We start from the raw sequence: 20,116 nt of genomic DNA, 5'->3' as shown, positions 1-20,116 counted from the left end.
CATTTAGATACAACTCCCAGTGAAGGAAGAATATTCAGGTGAGGTTAAGGTTTGTCAAAACCTAGGCTCCCTGATAAAAATAAAACATAATAATGATAGGTCTATCAATGAAAGAAAATCGTTCTCTGTTAGCAAAAATTGTTAACGGCAGTCTAGTTCTGCAAATTTTATTTGGCATCATCGCCGGTATTTTAGTGGCGACATTCTCAGAAAGTGCTGCTCAGAGTGTTGCCTTTTTAGGTGGTCTCTTCGTCGGAGCACTGAAAGCCATCGCTCCTATTTTAGTCTTTATTTTAGTAGCCGCCTCTATTGCCAACCAGAAGAAAAATACTAAAACGAATATGAAGCCCATTGTGGTCTTATATCTCGTTGGCACTTTCGCTGCTGCTCTTACGGCAGTATTGATGAGTTTCGCATTCCCAACGACGCTAGTATTGGTGGCAGGAGCTGCAGGTGCTACCCCACCAGAAGGGATCGGTGAGGTTATTCACACTCTGTTGTTTAAAGTGATAGATAATCCCGTCAATGCCTTGATGACAGGGAACTATATAGGCATCTTGGCTTGGGGTGTCGGTTTGGGCTTAGCCCTGCATCACGCCAGTGATTCGACTAAGCAAGTGTTTGCCGATGTAAGTCATGGTATCTCTGAGATGGTGCGATTCATCATACGTTTGGCTCCTATCGGTATTTTCGGACTGGTAGCGGCGACATTTGCTGAAACTGGCTTCTCCGCTATCGCAGGTTATGCCCAGCTGCTAGCGGTATTGCTGGGTTCGATGGCGATCATCGCACTGGTGGTTAATCCCATCATAGTGTTCATCAAGATCCGTCGTAACCCCTACCCGCTAGTATTTACCTGCCTGCGAGAGAGTGGAGTCACGGCCTTCTTTACCCGCTCGAGTGCGGCAAACATTCCGGTTAACATGGCCCTGTGTGAGAAGTTGAAGCTCCATGAGGATACCTATTCAGTGTCAATCCCCTTAGGTGCCACCATCAACATGGGCGGCGCGGCAATTACTATCACAGTATTAACCTTAGCAGCGGTTCACACCATGGGTATTCAGGTTGATATGCTGACAGCCATTCTCTTGAGCGTGGTCGCTGCGGTTTCGGCCTGCGGGGCATCAGGTGTGGCTGGCGGCTCTTTACTGCTTATTCCTCTCGCGTGTAGCCTATTTGGTATTTCAAATGATGTGGCCATGCAGGTGGTTGCGGTAGGCTTTATCATAGGTGTTATTCAGGATTCGGCCGAGACGGGCTTGAACAGTTCCACCGATGTGATTTTCACCGCGGCAGCGTGTGAAGCCGCCGAAATGAAACAGAAAAAATTAGCTGAATAATCCGTTAAAGCAGAGTTAAGTTTAGTTATTGAAAGCTCCCGGGTTCTGCAACCCGGGAGCTTTTTTGTTAGCTCTTGTGCTATCTCTAGTATTCCCCCTGGTGTCATGGTCTTGATAGAAAACCAATAACTCAACCATGCGATCGATTTGTTTGGGGAGTTGCTGTGCCTGGGTAACTGATACACGCTCGCCGTGATGAATAACCAGTAATTCTTTAGGCTTGATGGCTAAGCGCTGTAAACATTGGGTAATGGCGAGTGATCGGCGATGGCTCAAGGCTTCATTGTACTGCTGGGAGCCTGCTTCATCGGCATAAGCGTGCACCTCTATCCGCTCGGGTTCTGAGTCAAACTGGTTTAACCAAAGAGTCAGGCGCTTTATTTCACCGATGTTTAGCTGGTCTTGGTCGAAGTCAAAAAACAGCTGTAAACGTGTAAAGTGGGGGCTGGACTGCTGTGCTAGTTTGCTTTGGGTCGGCTTATCTGAAAAATCATATTCATGGGGACTCGGCTCCGTCATATAAAAAGTCAGTTGAGTTGGAATTGTCGGTATGCGCAGGCTCTGGATCTGGATGAACTGATGTTGGTACAGCGGCACCGCGATAATCTGACTGATTCTGGGAGCCCCGTGCCATAGCCAGATTTGCAGTGGTGAATGACCCATATATTGACCATCTTTATAAATGGCGGCCTCGGTTGGTTTGGTCTCTATGGTTAGCAGCTTGCTCTCACTGCCTTTGGGCACTTCTTTGGAGCCAAGCTGCGCACAGGCTGCAATTAACATGAACATAATGAACAGATATTTCACGATGAAATCTCTTCATACAGGTTCGCCAGTCGTTTGGATATGGCCTGCCATGAATAGGTTTCGACGGCTTTGAGGGCATGGCTTTGAATGTACTTATAGAGCAGCTTGTTTTGTAAGATGCTGAGCATTTTTTGGCAAAGGCAGTCCACAGACTCAACATCAAAGAACAAGCCATTTTCGCCGTTTGTTACAAAGGAAGGCAATCCTCCGACATTACCACAAAGGACAGGGGTGCCAGATGCCCAAGATTCTAATACTACAATGCCGAAAGGTTCATAGAGGCTAGGCAGTACAAACAGTTCTGCGGCGGCGTAGGCATTGGCTAAGCTTGGATCATCGAATTTCAGGTTGATGATAAAGCGAACATCCTGTTGCAGCCCTAGCTCTTTTCTCAGATTCTCTAAAAGGTCAAAGTAGTCTTGATCATAGATAACGCCAATTAAAACCAGTTTTAACTCAGGGGAATGCTTGTGTGCTTTGGCGAACGCCCTGAGTAAGGTTTGTTGGTTTTTTTGCGGGGTAAAACTACTGACGCAGAGGATTATCTTGTCGGTTTCGCTGAAGTGGTACTTGCTCATAAATGCGCATGCATTACCCGAGGCAAATCTTTGCTGGTCGACGCCATTGGGTAAATAGATCACTTTTTGTTGGGGATATTTTGCCGCTATCTTCTCACGCTCGTTTTCCCCTACACATATAACGGCATCTGCACCTTCTATCACCTTCGCGCTTTGTATTAGGAGGTCGAAGGGTTTACCCCAGTTAAAGCTACCTTTCAGAGGCTGCATCATATCGTCCAGTTGCTCTTTGGGCAGGCCCAAATAGCCCCCATGAATACTGACGACATAGGGAATACCTTTCAGTCGAGCGGCGATGCGGGCCAAAGCCCCTAATCTTCCCATGGTATGCAGGTGGATAATGCGGATGTTTTTACTGAAGATAAGATAAAAAAACAGCGGAAGTGAAAACATGTTTCCGCCGCGTTTATCGAGCAGCAGTCTATGCTTCTTCGATAGGCCCAGACGAGTATAACTATAGTTAAAACGTTTAACCGGAATACCGAAAATACACTCATGCTTATTATTGGATAACGCCAGTGTCGTCACGCTCTCAAGTCGGTATCCGATAGACTTAAGCTGATGCGCTGTTTCAGTTATCACTGTTTCGGTGCCGCCCCATTCATCTTTTACGAATCTGCGGGGGATATTGATAATGGTTCCTTTCGTCATATTCTTTCTCCAAAAAGTATATGTTGAAAATTCACTCATCTAGTTGTTTGATAAATACTAGTCATGTATTGGCTCGATTTACAATTTCAACTGCCACCTAGGCAGCATAGAACTGATTATGTGTTTCAATTGATGGCGCTCACCGGCAGACAGACAACATTTGTAGGCAGAAAAGAGCGCCGGGATCGCGCAGATCACGCTGACCGCAATGATATGCAGCAGTGAGTTATAATTTTCTGTCACTTGTTCAAATAAAACTAGCCCAGAGGCGAACGGCAGACCAACGGTAAAGCCGACGATAATCAGTGGCTTGTAGGACTGCCAATGTGATGTATTAGTAAATTTTCTTGTCATGGGGATGTTGACGAAGATGGCCAAGAGGATATTTGGGATCAGTGTGCCCAAAGCCACACCCAGGATGCCAAGGGGTTGTATCAGCAAACAGCTTAATATCAGGTTGGCTATGCATTCGGTTATTCCTATCCACATCAAAGGTTTTTGGTAACCACACATGAGTAAGATTTGGTTGGTGGTATTGCGATAAATAACCAGAATGGCGATATTCAGTAATAAAATTCGTGCACACCAAAAGGTTTGTTGATTATCAATCTCGAGCCAGATCCGCAGCAGATCTTCGATAAAAAACCATGAAGGCACAATGAGTAAGACGACGATAAGACAGACAAAGCGTTGACTACGGAGTAAGAGTTGTCGTAACGCCTGTTTATCTTGTTGTGCGTGATAGCTTGAAGACATAGGGGCTAGCAGGTCATGTATTTGTGAGCAGAGTAAGCGGAACATCTCGGCCACACGAGTCGTTACGTGGTAGTAGGCCACTATGCCTACACCAGCCAGGGCTGAGATGACTATTTGGTCGGTTCTAAAAACAATCAAGTTACTGATGGTGATCACATAGGCGCAGAGTGAGAAGCTCATCAGTTCGACCATTTTCGTTGGGCTGTATAAACGCCATGAGAGCCGTAAACGCGGCAAAGCACGCTTTGTGGCGATATACATGGCAATATTCGCTAAGCATTGACTGGTGACTGCGATAATGGCGAGTACACGTATGTCAGCATGCATTCTAAGGGCTATTACCAAGGCAATACAGTTGGCTATATCTCTGAGTACCTCGATACGATTGCGCACCTGGATGCACAGAGCGCCGCGCAACACCTCCATAAATATGCCGAAGGGGAAAAGCAAACCAGTGCCAATACCAAAAAAAAGAAAACATTGGGTGTATATGTGCCCTTGCCCCGGCTCAAAGACAAAGATCACATGCAAAAAGGGGGCACTGAGGCAGGTCAGTAACACGATGACAAAGCCTAATAAGAAATAAGTACCGAATAATGTGGATGCGGTGCGGTTGTAGCTATCCCAATCTTGATGCACCAATACTTCACTGGTTTTTTTCTGTAAGGCGATGCCAAAACCAAGATCCAGTAACACCGAGTAGCCAAATATGGACCAAAGCAAGGCCCAAAAGCCATAGGACTCCCTGGGTAATTGGAGAAACATCTCCCGGGTCAAGTACACCATCACCACAAACTTGATGATGGTGGCCAAATAGTTTGAAGCGGTTAATTTAATTAATTGTTTAGTGCGAGGCATATACATGTTCCTCCACCGTTTGGAGCAGAACTTGTTCCACTTTCGCTTTGACACTCTCCAGTCGAAAGTGAGCGTCGACATGCTGATAGCCGGCATTAGTGATGTCATGATAACGTGCAGGGTTGTCGATAAGCTGTGCCATGGCATCGGCTATGGCGATAGGATCCTCCGGGTCGATCAAAATACCCAGTTTATCATCATTAATTATCTCGGCAGGCCCGAAACGGTCACTGGCGATGACTGCCAAGCCATTGGCCATGGCTTCTATGATGACCAGCCCAAAAGGCTCAGGCATCAAGGTTGGCATCAGTAACACATGGTGTTGTTGATAAACATGCTTCATGTCATCAGTAGGGGGTAAAATCTGTACATGTTCACCTAAGTGCGCGTTATGGATCATCTGTTCGATAACCTGCTTGTAACGGGACTCTATCGGGCCTATACAGGTTAGGCTAAGCTGTCTGTTAGGGAATTTAGCTAATAATAATGTAAATGCCAGTAGGCTTTGCTCTATTCCCTTGATTTGACATAGTCGTCCACAAAACAGGAAAGAGGTAGGCGGCTTACGGTTTCTTTGCGGCTCTGCGCCCAGTTGAGTACCATTGTGTATGACGGCGACATTTCGTGCGTTGAGTTGCTCTTTAATGGCTTTGCCCACCCAGTGAGAGCAAGCGATGCAGGGGCCAAAATCGAACCTTCCGCCAATCAGACCCGGTAGCCAAGGTTTTACCTTGCGTTTTAGGGCATTAATAAAGCCTGGACGAATATAAGCGGCGGGCCAAAAGTCACCAATTTCATAGAGTTTAGCAATACCACTATTTTGGCTGGCAAGTGATGGTGCTAAAGAAAGGTATTGCTGATTCCACAGATAGATAAGGTCGGGTGATAGCTGATTAATATATCCTTGGCAGACTTGGTAGTTACCCGTTTCAACCTCGGCTCGTTGGCGATAGCTTGGGTTATCATAATCAATGTAAGTGAGTTCCCGGTGGACAGCGCCCATTTGCTCAATGTTTGATTGAGCCCCGTTGCCTTTATTCCCCGTCAGTACCGTTACCTTATGTCCTTTCTTAGTTAAGAATTCCACCGTATCTCTACAGGCGAGTTCATAACCGCCGATGTGAAAGGGTGGGTAGTAGTTACTGATAATCAAGATATTGAGTTTTTTCATAGTCATGACCTAATTAAATCGACAAGGTAAAAATTCTTAAACCGGTCGTTCCCCCTGTACACCAGCAGAGAGAAATGGCGCAAGAACCAGAAGCTAAGCTGCTGATAAAATGATTAGCATCTCTTTCGTTTGGCTTGGCCATGTAGTTCTCCTGTTTGGATCATTCGGTCCATGGTGGCAATAAGTGCAAATACCAACATCAATTGATAAAAATTATTGGTCTGTTTCAGCACCCACTCTAAGGTGGACTGCAGATAGATACAGGTCAGAGAGGCAATCAAGGCGATGCTGATGTAGCGACTCTGTGAGCCTTTCAATCGGAAATAATTTTTTATGTTTTTGATATAGAAAAAGAGTAGCAAGCTAATAAAAACAATCAGATTTAACCAGCCTGTTTCGGCTGCAATCATTAAGTAAACGGTTTCCACCAAACCATGTTTTTCATCGGGATCATTGTCGTCGACCATGGGGATATGTGATGAGTATGAATAGGGAGGATTGATTTTATGCGCGAAGTTATTTAAGCCCACACCAAGCACCTTGTCATTGGCCATATAAAGCGCTGCTTTGGCGAGTCGAATTCTCACTATCTTTGACTCTTCCGGAGCGGATAAAAATCGTTCCATAATGGTGTCTGAGGCCTTGATTAACACCAGAGTTCCCGCCAGCGGTAAGATGATCAGTAAGATCAGGTGACGCTTTCTGACCTTGGCATTGCTTTGTTTACTGCATACCGAGATGAAAAACACCATTAAACTATTGAGAATAAACAGGGCAAGGCCAGCGCGCGAGAGGGTGGCGAGTATGCAGATAGAGGCCATGCCGAAGATGGTGAACCAAAACCAACTTCGGCTGCTGGCAACATTGAGCAGATAGGCATGGGCCATGGAGCCGAAGATTGAAACGTACATCACCAATGAATTTTGATGGGGAAAGGGTCCCTTACATTGAAACATGCCGAGCAGATATTTTTGTTTCATGACAGAGAAAAATATGTAGATGATAATGGCGCCGATGGTGGTCATCAGCCACTGCAGTTGCTGCTCATTTCTCAGGTAATTTGCAATGGTCCAAAAGTAGACATACATACGGCACATCTTGAGTATTTCGAAGGCGGAATAGATTCCAACATCGGCATTGATGATCGATGCCAGGCTAAACAGAAAATACAACAGGTATAGACTCGAGCCCATTGGGAACCAGTCGATGGGCAATTGATGCCTGCGCTTAAGGACTAAACTCAACAAAATATACAGTGAAATATCCACCATGCCGAACTCAAATCCTCTGGTGGTGCCACGATAAGTCTCCATGGATACAAAGTTGATATCGACCATGTCGCAGGTAAAAAATATCACCAGAAAGAACACCAACTTCTCGCAATTTTTAGAATGCAGACAGCAGAGGTAACCCAGAGGCACCCCTATTATCAAGGTCATGAAGAAGATGAGGTACTTAAACTCAGTCATGTCCGCTCGCCTTAATTACGACTTTGTAAGTCGTGTACTCTGCGTTCGAGTAATGAGCCTGTCAGCATGGTTTCCAGGGTCGGCATTAACTGAGTGAGAAATGCATTCCACGAGCCGATCATACTCTTGGGCACGTAAACCAAATCGTTGGGCTGGATCAAAAAGTCGCGGGTTTCTCCGGTGAGAATCTTGTCTATGTTGACCTTATAGACCAAGGGGTGTTTGATGTTGCCGCGGATCACCAGTACATGGCTGTTGGCGGAAAGTAATAGGCCTTGCGCTCTGGACACTAGGCGCGCTAGGGTCATGCGTTCACTGTAGCCATAATAGCTCGGCTTATGGACTTCACCCGTGATGAACACTTCCTGGCTCATGGCAGAGGCAATATAAACGTAATCGCCGTCGATTAAGGGGACATTGTGATGCATATTTCCTTTACGAATAAGCTTGGTTAAATCAACGGGTAATAAGTATTCTCCTCGCTGGATATAAGAGTGTTCTAGATCCGCTAATTCGATGGTGTTGTCGTCAAAAATACCCGTGGAGAATCCGCCTGCCAGGCCAATGGCTTCGGCGGCTCTCAGTGAACCATCGAAGTAATATACGCCGGGGTGAATGACTTTACCTATGATGGTGATGGATGCACTACGCATGTCGTAGGGCATCAGGGTCACCTTAGGAAAGTGAATATAACGCTGTAATTCTTTTTCAATTAGGGCGGTGGCCTGTGGCACGGTTTTCCCCGCAATTTGTATATCACCAATGAGCTTAAAAGTGAGGCTACCATCGAGTTTTACTATCGCCTGTTTACTGTCTAAATCAGGCTCGCCATAAACAAAGACATTAAATTTATCCCCGGCTGAAATTTCATAAGTACCGGGTTTTACCTGATGTAACTTGGTTAATTCTTGCTCTCGGCGCTGTTGAGTAATGTGCATTGGCTCATCTAAAGTCTCAACATCAGCCATTTTTTGTAGCGCTAAGGGTAATTCAAGGGGCGCTTTACTACTCGGGTCCAGGCTGGTACAGCTGGATAACACAAGCGTCAGTGCAAGTAATCTAGTGAACAGGATGAAATTATGCATGGTAGATGTCCTTAGGTACTTGGGTGAGTATGATCCCTATGGGCTTAATATTCTTTTCGCTCAGATAATTGCTCACACGGTTGAGGTTGTCTTTTCGGGTAAATAGACTTTTTGCTATCAATAGAATTGCGGCAGGAGAGTTGTTGATCACGCTGTACAATTGCAAATGGCGCTGGGCAGGAAAAAGCTCCCAGATAACCACGTCATAGTCCTGAGATATGGTATTGATAGTGATGTCGAAACTGGTTTTATCCAGATAATTTAAATAAATGTCTTGATCGTAAACGAAGTAAGCATGATCGATACTATCGGCAACATTGAGGGGCTGCCATTGGGACTCTTTTCCGTAGATGAAGGGATTGAGTATGGCTTCATCGACCCCGTCGCCTTCTTCAACTGACTCAATATACAGCACGCGCTTGCCCTGACGCAGGTAAATATCTGTGAGGGCATTGGCAATGGTGGACTTGCCTTCATGCTGGTGAGTGCTACTTAAGGTGATCAGTTTACTTCGATTTTTACTCTCACTTCGAAGTTGCTCTAGGTTACTAAACAGGCCCTGGAATGCGCTGTAATAGTGGCATTCTTCGACGGTGTCTTTATCGGGAATAACACCGATTAAACGTTTGGGATCTAAGTCATTACGGGTTTTCACTCTTGGATCAAAAAGGACTCTGGCGATCAGTATCAGTGCGCTAACGGTAAAGCCAAATACGCCGGCTGTGATGGCCATAAGCTTGCGATATGCACGTTCAGGATATTTTGGCGGCAGCGCGTTTTCGATGATTTCAAAGTCACTGATATTCGACTCTAAAGCAAGCTTAGAATCGGTGACCCGTCCTTCCAATGTGCTAACCAAATGACGATATTCAATCATTTTGTCCTGATGACGTTGATGTTCTTGCCTCAGGGCACTGAGTCGCTGCAGACTGTCTTTGGTATTATTAATGCCTAGGCGATAACCGGCTAATGACTGATCTGAGACATAAAGATCAAATTCATAATGGATCATCTCCAACTCTAACTCCAGATAGAGGGGGTTTTGACCATAGATTGTTGTGTCGACCCGGCCGGTAACAGAGGTGTTATCGGAATTAATCTGCAGAGTGGCAATTTTTTGTTCCAATGCCATGACCTTAGGATTTTTAGAGGTGTATTTCAGTTTGAGCAGTTGCAGGTTCTCACGTAGCCCATTGATACGGTTCAGAGCGGCACCGGCAACCATGGTTTCCAGTGGGATCTCCTTTGGAATGGTGGTGAGTTTTGAGATTGTCGCTTTTAGCTTGGCTCTTTTTTCGTCTGTGGCGACCTGGCTTTCGATGTATTTAATTTCTAACGTCTGTATTTTTTGGTAGTTCGATGCCATCTGATTGTCAAATGATAACAAGTTGTGTTTCTGCCTGAAGTCGGACTCTGCTTGCTGCGCCGCAATGAGTGCCTTACGGCTGGTTGAAAGCTCATTGAGGAAGTAGCTATTGACCTTCTGTGCTGCCGAGTTTTGTACGCTGGAATAGGATTCAAGAAAGACCGCACTGACAGCGTCCGACATCTTGACAGCCATTTCTGGTTGGTGCCAGATAGCGGTAATATTGATAATATCTGCGCGATTCCCCCGGCTGATAATGATGTTTCTGTACAAGTCTTCGGGTGTGAGGGAGATCTCCAAGCGTTCGATAACCCTAAGCAGATGATCCCGAACCAATATCGTTTGCATTATGGTATTAAAATCAATTTGTAGATACAGGTAGGGGATGTTAGCTTGTGAGGACATGTTCTTTTGATGGCGGATGATGATGGTGTTGGCTTTCCAGCTATCTTTTATAAAATACTTAGTCAAGAGCAAAGTCACGGCGCCGCACAATATGGCCACCAGGAATGGTAACCATATTTTGCCTTTAACTTGCGACCAAAGCAGCTCCAGATCGATCTTAAGATCAGCTGTTTCAGTTTGATCATCCTCGGCGGAGGAATATTCAGGTACGGAGTTCATGCTCGATGATCCCGCGGATATCTGTGATACTTTTCACGTTTGCTGTGATGGGTTTATTGGCGGCGATCATGGCGTAAGAGTCTTTGTCCTCTGGGTGATAGCCATGCATTCCCGGAATGGATTTAAGCCCCATGTAACAAGGCGTGATGAGCATTCCTGGCTCCATCAAGAAGAACAGCTCACCAAATCTGTGGTCGTCAAAATACACATGCATCTTCTTCAGTTCATCGTCTTCGACGATATCGCCGTGGGTTTGCTCTTCGAGTACCCGGCGAATGATGGCTTCTGCATCCGGTTGCATAAACCAAAATCGCGCCATGGTGGAATCGTACATGGCAACATAATCTTTACCGTATTCCAGTCCGGTCGCCTGAATATCTGGAATAAGATCGATATCACCGGTGACATCCTTCATGCCGTGGTCGGAAATGATGTAGAGCGCTACTTCATCATATTGGCTTAGCGCCAGTTCATATAAGGAACGAATTTGTTGGTCTAGCCAATTTATCTGTTTTCTAACGGCTGGGTGATTGGTGCCATATTGATGCATGATGCCATCGAGACTGGGCAGATAAACATAGTTAAATCGGCTCTCACCTTTTTCTATTTCGGCGCGGTTACTGGCCAAAATCTCTTGTTCACTATGACGCCAGTTCGAACAGTAATAGGGAATATCTTGGTTGACACACCAGTCGAATATCGTATCGGTAGCCATGATGCCGCCTGGGACGAAGTAGTCACGTTTCTCCAGATAATCAAAATAGGGCAGATGAGCAAAGGGCACTGAATACATCTCGAAATAGCCCGTATAGCCGTATACTTTGGCCATGATCTTGCTCAGCCAATGGCGCACACGGCCACGATCGAAAATGGCACTGGGAAGATAGGCTAGGTATTTAAAGGCTTTAAACGGAGATTTTTCTGGGTTGTAGTTAAAGCATGACCAATGGGTATGTTCGTCCGGAAAGCGACCCGTGAGTATAGAGGGGTCTGCTCCGGAGGAAAAACCGAATGTGGTTTGTAGCGGATGGGCATCTTGGATGATCCCTTCAAGAAACCCGTATCTCTGATAAATCTCCCAACCAAACGCATCAATAAATGTAAAAAGAGTCAGTTTCTTTGTCATGGGCCTTGCTCCAGTTGTTTTTTGTATGCTTCTGGTAATACCCAATCAATCGTCGTGCCAAATCTTTCCAACTATACTTTTCCCGTACGAGATCAGCGCCTTGCTTTGAAATTTTAAGAGAAAATGGTAAGTCGGATAGGGTCTTTAAAATGTTACTCGCAAATTGGGATGCATTGTCTGCGTAGCAAATATGTTGCTGGTCGCATAATGCCAAGCCTTGTGCACCGACCCGGGTGCTAACCACAGGCCGCTCCATTGCTAAGGCTTCTACTAGTTTTAGTCGTGTTCCACCGCCTATGCGAAGGGGACAAATATAGACATCAGCCATGGCGTAATAGGGACGAATATCGGCGACTTCACCTGTGACGATAACTTGCTCACCATTTTGCCAACTGTAAACTTCTGTCGTAGGCTTAGTACCCACGATAATTAAGTGAGCATCAGGGAGTTTTTCTAATACCTTGGGCCAGATATCTTGTATAAACCAGCGCATGCCGTCTAGGTTTGGTTCGTAGTCCATGGTGCCAGTAAAGACCAAGGTTGGATGGTTATTCATGGGTTTTTGTTGTGGGTAAAAATAGTCACTGTCGAAGCCATTTTCTAATACTAATGGAGGAGTGTCGAGTTGCTGGTGGCGCATTATATAATCTTTGTCTTCTCTTGAGCACACGACATGAAGGGGGAATTGTGTACTTAATCGCTTCTCGAAACGGCGCGTTTTAAACATGTTCTCTCTGGCTGACAGACGGCGTTTCCAGCCTTGTAAGTAGGGCAGTTGTTCTAATTGGTATTCGCTATCTATCCTGCTATGGTCGTTAATTAGCGGGCATTGACAATTTATTTCCTGAAAATACTGAGTCATACAGATATCACTACAGTGCACTAGGTCAAATGAATTAGATTGCACCAACTTCCTGAGTGCGTGACTGATCTCAATATCAAACCAGTGGTGTAAGGTATCGGGAAGAGGGTCAAATAAGCGTTTTGACAGACTGCGCCAAGCTTTTAATTTTATCGGCTCAGTGTGGAACTGGCTAAATGGCAATAGTGACTGTAATTCTTTGGCCCGTGATAGCTCGGCATCGCTATGGGTCAGGCTAAAAAAAATCACCTCATGCTCATCACATACGGCCTTAAGCAGATTAAACACGCGTTGGTTCGTGCCGCTGTTAAGGGGATAGGGGATATAAGGTGTCACAAAAAGTACCTTCATCATGATCTCCTTGTCTCGGTTGTTTTTGAGACTTGGTTACGTTATTGAGTGTTCATTTTTTCCTGCTTGTTGCTTAACGTATTGAGTAACATTCTGGTATGAACTCCCCAGTCGAACGCGGTTACCCGCTCGAGTCCCCGCCGGATCAGCTCTTGCTGAAAAGACGGCTGTGTGAGTATTTTTCCTAGGCATTGGGCAATACTTGTTGAACTTTCCGGGTCGAAACAAAGGGCTGCCTCTCCCACTACTTCCGGCATCGCCCCTCGATTAGAGCAAGCCACAGGTGTGGCGCATGCCATTGCTTCCACCAGAGGGAGTCCGAACCCTTCATAAAGTGAGGGCATCACAGTCGTTGCAGCGCCGTGATACAGGCTAGGCAGATCGCTGCTATCAACAAAACCAAGTACCCTAATGGAGTTTGCTGCAGGTGAGTCGGCAATGCGTTTAAATACCACTTCGGCACCAGACCAGGCACTACCGACAAACACCAAGGGGTGCTTGTTACGTATTGTCTCGGGCAGCTTTTCATACGCTTGAATCAGGCCGATATGATTTTTGCCCGGATGTTCTATACGCGAGACATATAACAGGTAATCCGGTTTAAGCTGCAGGCGCTTCAAGCGTTGGGCTAAATCCCGAGGTTGTTGCTCATTGAACAGACTCTTGTCGTATCCATTGTGTAACACACTGATATGATGAGCCGGAATGTGCAGAAACGTTTCCATATCCTTACGGGTATTGTCACTCACGGCAATGAGATGAGGCCGGTAGGGACTCGCTATGGGTTGCAGAAATTTTGGGATAAGGTGACGGATGTAGTGCATACGAAGAATATCGTATTTATTGGCGATATAGCATTGGGACAAATCGTGAAACGTGGCAACCGTAGGTAAGGGATAATGACTCAATACTCGGCGGTTGGCAGCCGGTAAAATAAGCGCATCATAATGGTTAGTCTTGAGTCGTTGCTTGAGGCTGTGAGGCAGTATCCAGGTGTGGTAAACCATATTGGCGATGGGGTGGTTTAAATACCACGGGAGTACCACGAGTGTTTGCCTGGGGTGTTCAATGGGCCAGAACGGTTGATCGCTGTTATTGATTAACACAGTAACATGATGTGATTTGAGTAATTCAGCCACCACATTTTGCATATATTGAGAAATGCCTGATTTGCCGCAATCGAAGCCGCAAGCACTAAATATAAGACGCATATCCATCCCTCTTGTTAATATCTTATCTATGGAACTGGTTTAAGAGCCTGCCACCTGAAATTCGCTACTTACTGTAATGCCAGTTCTCTACGGTTCGATAAAATGCCTCTAAATGGCAGACAAGCTGAGGCCAGCAGTATTCGCTTGCAACTCGAGCAAGCCCATGTTCGCTCAGACGTGTCGCCAAGGATGGTGAGTTCAATACCTTGCTGACATTCGCCTGCAGTGAGTCCAGGTTGTCTGGATTAAAAAGCAAGCCATCATGATTGTGCCTGATCAGGTGAACTAAGCTGCCAACACGACTGGCAACCACAGGTAATCCGGCGCTCCATGCTTCCAATACCACAATGCCAAAGGGTTCATGAGTGGAAGCGAGTAAGAAGCAGGACGATTGTTGATAGAGTGCTGGCAGCAATTCATTATCGGGCTCAATGCCTGGAATAATCGTGACATGGGCCTGCAGTCTAGTGTGCTCTATGCGTCTGAGTAATTGACTCAAGTAACTTGACTGGATCACCGGGCCGGCCAATATCAGTTGATACTGAGTCTCTCCCTTAGCATGTAACCGGCTGAGCAAGTCGATAAGCATCAATTGGTTTTTCTGACTGTCGATACGCCCGACGGAGAGCAGTAATTTTCGGCCCTTGGGTATGTGCAGATGTTGGTGTACATCCAGGCTTACCGGTGTTGAGAAATGGTTAAAGTTCACTCCGTTTGGCAAATAAATTACCGGTTTATCAGGGAAGCATGCTTGGGTTTTTAGGTATTCATTGTAGCCAATACAGATGATGCCACTGGCATCGGTCAATACTTTCTGCGGTTGCAGAAGCAGATCGAGAGCCTTACCGGCATTGAAGGTGTTTTGCAAAGGTTTGCTCAGGCTGTCTATTTCGCTCTTAGGAACCGTAAATTGACCGCCGTGTAAGGAGATGACATAGGGGAGTCCACGCCGCCTGGCTGCATATCGCACCATAGCAGCCATACGCTGCATGGTGTGGCAATGATATAAACGAAATTCACCTTTCAATAGTCTCTGGCTAAGGGAGAAAGAGTAGGGATTGCCCCCTTTTTTATCCAGATTTAGCCTCTTTTCTTTGGTTAACCCTATGTAAGGGTAATGGTAGCGAAAGCGTTCGATAGGGATGTTATCTATCACCTCTGATGGAACGCTATTGAGTGCTTGTGTACACAAAATATGGCTATTGATGTGATGTTGTTGTTTTAAGCCCAGGCTGGTATTCCAGACGGCACCTTCCATGCCGCCCCATTCCTTTATATGGAATCTACGCATGACTTGAGCGATAGGATATTTGTCGCGATTTTTCATATTAGGTCCCTGATATAACTTGCGCCATGTAGGCATCTCTCTGAGTTTCTGAAAGTATTCAAGATTTAAGATCACTGGTATCGGGATAACACGGCTCGTTGACCTGTCGAATCATTTTTTAACTGCTGGCTAATCCGGGTGTTACCCCAGCGTAAGCCGGAATAATATGCCCAGTGGTAGACAAACGCTCGACATGGAGTGGCGAGCAGCCCAGCTAAGTCAGCGGTGATGATGTGGTGATAACAGCCGTGGATAAATCCTTTGGCAAAATTGGCGCAGGCTGAGATAAACTTATGTTTTTTATGATAGATAAACGCATCCGCTTCTCCCTCCACAAACCGTCGACCGTACAGTTGTTTTAGCGTGTAATTATGAGAATGCATAACTAGTGCCAGGGGGACATAGGCTAATTTGTATCCGCAAGTTTGCGCCCAATGCCCCCATTCAGTATCTTCAGATGCCCAGACATCCTCATAGAAAGGATGTTGTAGCCAATATTGTCGGCGAATGGCGGCAAAGGGTAGAGACAGGGTGATCCAGCTTGGGGGAGTGCCTGTTGCTGGAAAGCTGGTGGCATAATCGCGCTTTACCCATTGATGGGCTTCGGGGCGGGGGAGCTGACGGCCGAATGCTGCCACCGTGTCGGGATCATTAAATGCATCGAGTAAATTAGACAGGGAGTCGTCCCTCAGTAATACGGCGTCGGAGTTGAGAAAAACCACGATATCAGCCTGACATTGCTCAATGGCCTGATTGAGCACCTTACCTGGGTAGTAATCGCCTGGCTCTATATGGATCAGTTGGCAGTCGTAAAAGCTGGCGATTTCCAGGGTTGTATCTGTCGATCCTGAGTCTACGAGAATCAAATCATAATCTTGGAAATCTTGTGAATGGAGCGCCGCAAGCGTGTTGGCAATGACCCAAGCTGAGTTTTTTGAGCGCATGATGATGGCGATTTTGGGGCCGCTGAAATTAAGGGACGTGACTATTTTTGCTTTCTTATGGTCTTGTGAGGATGATTCAGGCATGGCGAGTTTCCTCTGTGAAGTCCTGCGAGGGGTGAGGGACTGGGATTGAGTCACTGAGCCAAGCCGTCTCTTGTGTACTGATGTAGTCGAGTATCTTGTCGAAGCATTGAAACTTGTCACATAAGTACATGGTGATGGGGTGGATCAATAAGTTGGCATCAAGCCCCTGAGCTGCACAACTTTTCAGTTGGCTTAACACCCGCTCTGTCCATTCGCGGATATAGTAGCTTTGGCTGCCAAAATCATCGGACCATGAATAACGTTTTTGCCAGTGTTCGACCCATTCGGGGGTGCGCTCTGCGTGATAGAGGTGCTCATGGTCAGGAATGATGTTGATAGGGAAGTTATAAATTCCATGCTTGGATTCTAGGGGCTGAAAGTTGTTGCGTTTTACGCCATCGGAGCACAGCTTGATCCCGAGTTTGCTCAAGACTCTGTCGGTATGGGGACCGTGCATATACATGTGGTTTCGCCAGCAGGATATCCGTTTACCAGTCTTGCTTTCGATGATCTTGATGGTGCCTAGAGTATCTAAATATTGATACCAGTGTGGGCCGTTATAGCTGCCTAATAGCTTGTTACAGATGCGGTGCCAAATCTGTGGCGTAAACCCACTCCAGGTGTGGCCGCCAATTTCAACCCAATCACTCATGCATAACACCCGTGTATCGGCCCATTCTTCGACGAAACAGCGACCGGTAATAAAACACGTTACCTTAACTTGCGCCTGTTCGATACGCTGAAGAAATAACTTTGCTGTGCCTAGCTCTGAGATATCACAATGGGCTTGATTGCCCGTTCGCAAACTGGCGTGATGAATATCTGCACTGAGATAAATCATAAGTTGGCCTCCTCCAAAGACAAGCCTAAGCCGTCCAGTAGGTTACTTAGGTTAGCATCCACAAAGTCCTGCCAGTTTTTAAGGTAGCGCCGGGTCAGGGTATCGGTAGAATTTTCTGTTTGCTTCCCTTGGCGATAGAGCACATAAGGAAAGCACAGCGGCAGTTTTTCAGCTTGAGTCAATGCCAGATAGGTCCAGGGAGAAGGCTGTTGGATAATGGCAAGCCCTGGCGTCTTCCTTCTTTCCACCATTAGTCGACCCAGAGTTCGCTTCAGCAGATTCTTAACCTGGTTGTCGTTATGCCAAAAGGCATCACTGGCTGCGTATTTAAGGTAGCTTGTCCAGGTGAGATTCGGTTTGTTCAGACGCTGGCGCTCACAGCGCAGATGGACAGGCTGCAAGGCGGTTATTATGGATTCGTTCCAGGCTGTGAGACTGATATCCTGAAACCGAGTATAACTGGGAGAAAAGCGAAAATTCATTGCCTCTAGATACAGCTGTTTGAACTCAGGTTCTATGCTGGTTTCATTTGCCATACGCAGCTGTTTTTCTGCATAAGACCAATGGTATTTCCCCAGGGAGAACAAGAGTGCATCACCATAGCCAATGATCGCTTTCATGGTATGTTTAATGATGGTAGAACGATAACGTTCGGGTTCGTTTTGAGCCAACAAGAATCGATTGATAAGTAAGAGAGACCCCCTGTTAATCAAGAGGTTTCGTGCATCCCAAGCCGGGATGTTCTGTAGCGTATGTTGGCTTAATGACGGCACGAAATCTTCATCCCCTAGCAAGGTTCGATGACCGTGTCGCATGTCATACCAAATCACGCGGCAAGCCGCATTACGCATCTTAGTTCGGGTGGTAAAAGAGATATCAATTCCCAGCCCAGCTTGCTGGCTAATAGGCTGCAACGCCTGATTAATAGACTTTTTTAGCTGTGGATGTGCATTTATCTGCTGGTTAAGGATCAGTAGCAGATCGAAATTATTGTGTGGATAGAGCCGGCCACTCACAGGGTGCGAGATCAATCCTCCTTCACCGCGGCCATAACCGCCTAATAAGACTAAGGCGCAGACTTGGTTTTTATCCAGATATCTCGCGACGGTAGCGCACACCTGTGTCAGTACATCTTGGCAAAAGGCTTCCGCTTGGGGATCTTGTAGCAGAGTGACGTGTTTAATGGTTAACATGGCTGCTCCCTTCTGTGATTGACCTTGCCGTGATGGTGTGGCTTGAATTTTCCTTGAGGACATGGTTAAAAACCTGTAGCAGCTGGTTAATATGAGTCTCTATACTGTATTGCCGCATAATAACTTGCTGAGCATGCAGGGCATGGCCCTGAGTCGTTTGAGGATGTAGCAGCAGCTGCTCAATAGCGTCGCTGAGTGCGAAAACATTATTACTCTCTACTAGAGTGCCGTTCACTCCATCTTGTAACCACTCTGGGATAGCGCCGACACGGGTTGCGATTACGGGGCAGGCGTAGGAAAGTGCCTCTATACCAGCCAAACAAAATGTTTCTGGTGTGCGAGACGGGATCACCAGTGCCGATGCTTGTTGGTAGTATTGGGCCAATGTATCTGGATGACACTGGCCCTTAAATTCCACTCTGGTTTCAATGCCAAGTTTTTGGCTGAGTTGTTGTAACTCCACTTTTTGCGGACCTTCTCCGCAGATCAGTAAGTTAGCCTGCTTATTCTGCCTAGCAATTGCACCTAATAAGAGGTCGACGCCTTTTCCCCGCGTCAGGCTGCCTACGTAGAGCAATTGGTTCGAGTATCTGGGCTGTGATGGCTTGATAGTTGCGATGTTGGAGGTGGTGAATAGCGGGATCACATGGGTTTTATTAACGTCAAACTCATGTTGCTTGAGGACCTGTGACATATATTGTGATCCAACAATAAACCCAGCTAAATCTTGATTACTATGTTGTTGAGCACGCAAATTACCCAGTCGATTCAGGGTAAATTTATCTTGGGTATTTCGACCAATAAAACCTAAGCAGGCATAGCAGGCTGGCCCCGTTTTGCGCTGACAAGTGTTGAGGCCTATGGTGGTGTATTTGTGCTCCCTAAGGCAGAAGAGCTTATGGTCGTGATAAAAACGAATACTGGGAATACCACTGTTAACGCAAGTCTCTATATCTTGTACATGGTCTAGTTGATGGAGATAAATAAGCGTGGCGGCTTGGTTTTTTAGTTGTGTTTTAAGCTCTGTGATGGGATAGACACTGTTAAATACATGAGTGAATCTAGGATGGATTTTTCCGTCTAACTGATATAACAGAGTTGATTTAATGCCTTTTTCAGCTAATGCCTTCACGGTATCGTAGATATAGCGCTCCGCTCCGCCAACAAAATCCGCATGTTTATTTATCCAGATAACATGTAATTCATGGGTATTTGTATTCTGCATACGACTATGCGAGTGAGTGACTGCATAATTTGCCTTTTGCATGCCAGCTATCCTTTTTGCTTTAGGAATGCTGAGTTATTGCATGGAGCTTGCCAATACGGCAGATAGGAAGACAGTGCTACCTTTGTTTATCTGGTGAACATCATGCTCATCACTTTCTTTTCAGGTCATAAAATCGAATGAATGAGCGACTGGGTAAGTATTAGCCAATATTTTGCATAAAAAGTGATTTAGATCGCGTTTTTAT

The 20,116-nt window shown here is 46.0% G+C and carries 16 protein-coding genes; 1 reads left to right on the top strand and 15 read right to left on the bottom strand.

Features of this window, described 5'->3' with window-relative positions; translation table 11 throughout:
* Positions 1-107 precede the first annotated feature (107 nt).
* Entirely contained in the window at positions 108-1,340 is a 1,233-nt protein-coding gene (gene sstT / locus KT99_RS05970; RefSeq protein ID WP_005498019.1) for a serine/threonine transporter SstT, read from the top strand.
* 21 nt (positions 1,341-1,361) lie between these two features.
* On the opposite strand, the gene KT99_RS05965 is transcribed toward sstT, so the two are convergent.
* From KT99_RS05965 to KT99_RS05895, 15 genes are all read right to left on the bottom strand, one after another.
* Complete coding sequence (locus KT99_RS05965) at positions 1,362-2,147, bottom strand: OmpA family protein (RefSeq protein ID WP_005498017.1); 786 nt, start codon at positions 2,145-2,147, stop codon at positions 1,362-1,364.
* Positions 2,144-3,376: a glycosyltransferase family 4 protein gene (locus KT99_RS05960; RefSeq protein WP_005498016.1), complete on the bottom strand. Its 1,233-nt coding sequence runs from the start codon at positions 3,374-3,376 to the stop codon at positions 2,144-2,146. Before KT99_RS05960 ends, KT99_RS05965 begins: the two co-directional genes overlap by 4 nt.
* A 78-nt stretch (positions 3,377-3,454) precedes the next feature.
* Positions 3,455-4,990, bottom strand: coding sequence for a lipopolysaccharide biosynthesis protein (locus tag KT99_RS05955; protein WP_005498014.1), 1,536 nt, complete (start codon positions 4,988-4,990; stop codon positions 3,455-3,457).
* Positions 4,977-6,161: a glycosyltransferase family 4 protein gene (locus KT99_RS05950; protein ID WP_005498013.1), complete on the bottom strand. Its 1,185-nt coding sequence runs from the start codon at positions 6,159-6,161 to the stop codon at positions 4,977-4,979. Before KT99_RS05950 ends, KT99_RS05955 begins: the two co-directional genes overlap by 14 nt.
* Before the next feature lie 113 nt (positions 6,162-6,274).
* Positions 6,275-7,630, bottom strand: a complete 1,356-nt coding sequence (locus KT99_RS05945) for an O-antigen ligase family protein (RefSeq protein ID WP_005498011.1) — start codon at positions 7,628-7,630, stop codon at positions 6,275-6,277.
* Between the two features lie 11 nt (positions 7,631-7,641).
* A complete protein-coding gene (locus tag KT99_RS05940) occupies positions 7,642-8,715 on the bottom strand; it encodes a polysaccharide biosynthesis/export family protein (protein WP_005498008.1) in 1,074 nt (357 codons plus the stop codon).
* Positions 8,708-10,705 carry an exopolysaccharide transport family protein gene (locus KT99_RS05935; RefSeq protein ID WP_005498007.1) on the bottom strand — a complete coding sequence of 666 codons (1,998 nt, stop codon included), beginning with the start codon at positions 10,703-10,705 and terminating at the stop codon, positions 8,708-8,710. The genes KT99_RS05940 and KT99_RS05935 overlap by 8 nt, the downstream gene beginning before the upstream one ends.
* Entirely contained in the window at positions 10,689-11,831 is a 1,143-nt protein-coding gene (locus tag KT99_RS05930) for an alkaline phosphatase family protein (protein WP_005498005.1), read from the bottom strand. The genes KT99_RS05935 and KT99_RS05930 overlap by 17 nt, the downstream gene beginning before the upstream one ends.
* On the bottom strand, positions 11,797-13,044 hold the full coding sequence (locus KT99_RS05925; RefSeq protein WP_005498003.1) for a glycosyltransferase: 1,248 nt from the start codon (positions 13,042-13,044) through the stop codon (positions 11,797-11,799). The genes KT99_RS05930 and KT99_RS05925 overlap by 35 nt, the downstream gene beginning before the upstream one ends.
* A gap of 41 nt (positions 13,045-13,085) precedes the next feature.
* Complete coding sequence (locus KT99_RS05920) at positions 13,086-14,255, bottom strand: glycosyltransferase family 4 protein (protein ID WP_232504258.1); 1,170 nt, start codon at positions 14,253-14,255, stop codon at positions 13,086-13,088.
* 64 nt (positions 14,256-14,319) lie between these two features.
* Complete coding sequence (locus KT99_RS05915; RefSeq protein ID WP_232504257.1) at positions 14,320-15,582, bottom strand: glycosyltransferase family 4 protein; 1,263 nt, start codon at positions 15,580-15,582, stop codon at positions 14,320-14,322.
* A 71-nt stretch (positions 15,583-15,653) separates the two neighbouring features.
* The gene (locus KT99_RS05910) at positions 15,654-16,610 is read right to left on the bottom strand and encodes a glycosyltransferase (RefSeq protein WP_005497998.1); all 957 of its coding nucleotides are present in this window, start codon (positions 16,608-16,610) and stop codon (positions 15,654-15,656) included.
* Entirely contained in the window at positions 16,603-17,451 is an 849-nt protein-coding gene (locus tag KT99_RS05905) for a hypothetical protein (RefSeq protein ID WP_005497997.1), read from the bottom strand. The genes KT99_RS05910 and KT99_RS05905 overlap by 8 nt, the downstream gene beginning before the upstream one ends.
* The gene (locus tag KT99_RS05900) at positions 17,448-18,644 is read right to left on the bottom strand and encodes a hypothetical protein (RefSeq protein ID WP_005497996.1); all 1,197 of its coding nucleotides are present in this window, start codon (positions 18,642-18,644) and stop codon (positions 17,448-17,450) included. Before KT99_RS05900 ends, KT99_RS05905 begins: the two co-directional genes overlap by 4 nt.
* Positions 18,631-19,911, bottom strand: coding sequence for a glycosyltransferase family 4 protein (locus tag KT99_RS05895; RefSeq protein WP_005497995.1), 1,281 nt, complete (start codon positions 19,909-19,911; stop codon positions 18,631-18,633). Before KT99_RS05895 ends, KT99_RS05900 begins: the two co-directional genes overlap by 14 nt.
* Between the last annotated feature and the right edge of the window lie 205 nt (positions 19,912-20,116).

This window comes from Shewanella benthica KT99, assembly GCF_000172075.1.
GTDB classification, from domain to species: domain Bacteria; phylum Pseudomonadota; class Gammaproteobacteria; order Enterobacterales; family Shewanellaceae; genus Shewanella; species Shewanella benthica_A.
Note: the sequence above shows the minus strand (reverse complement) of the source record. Positions and strands in the feature narration are given on the sequence as shown.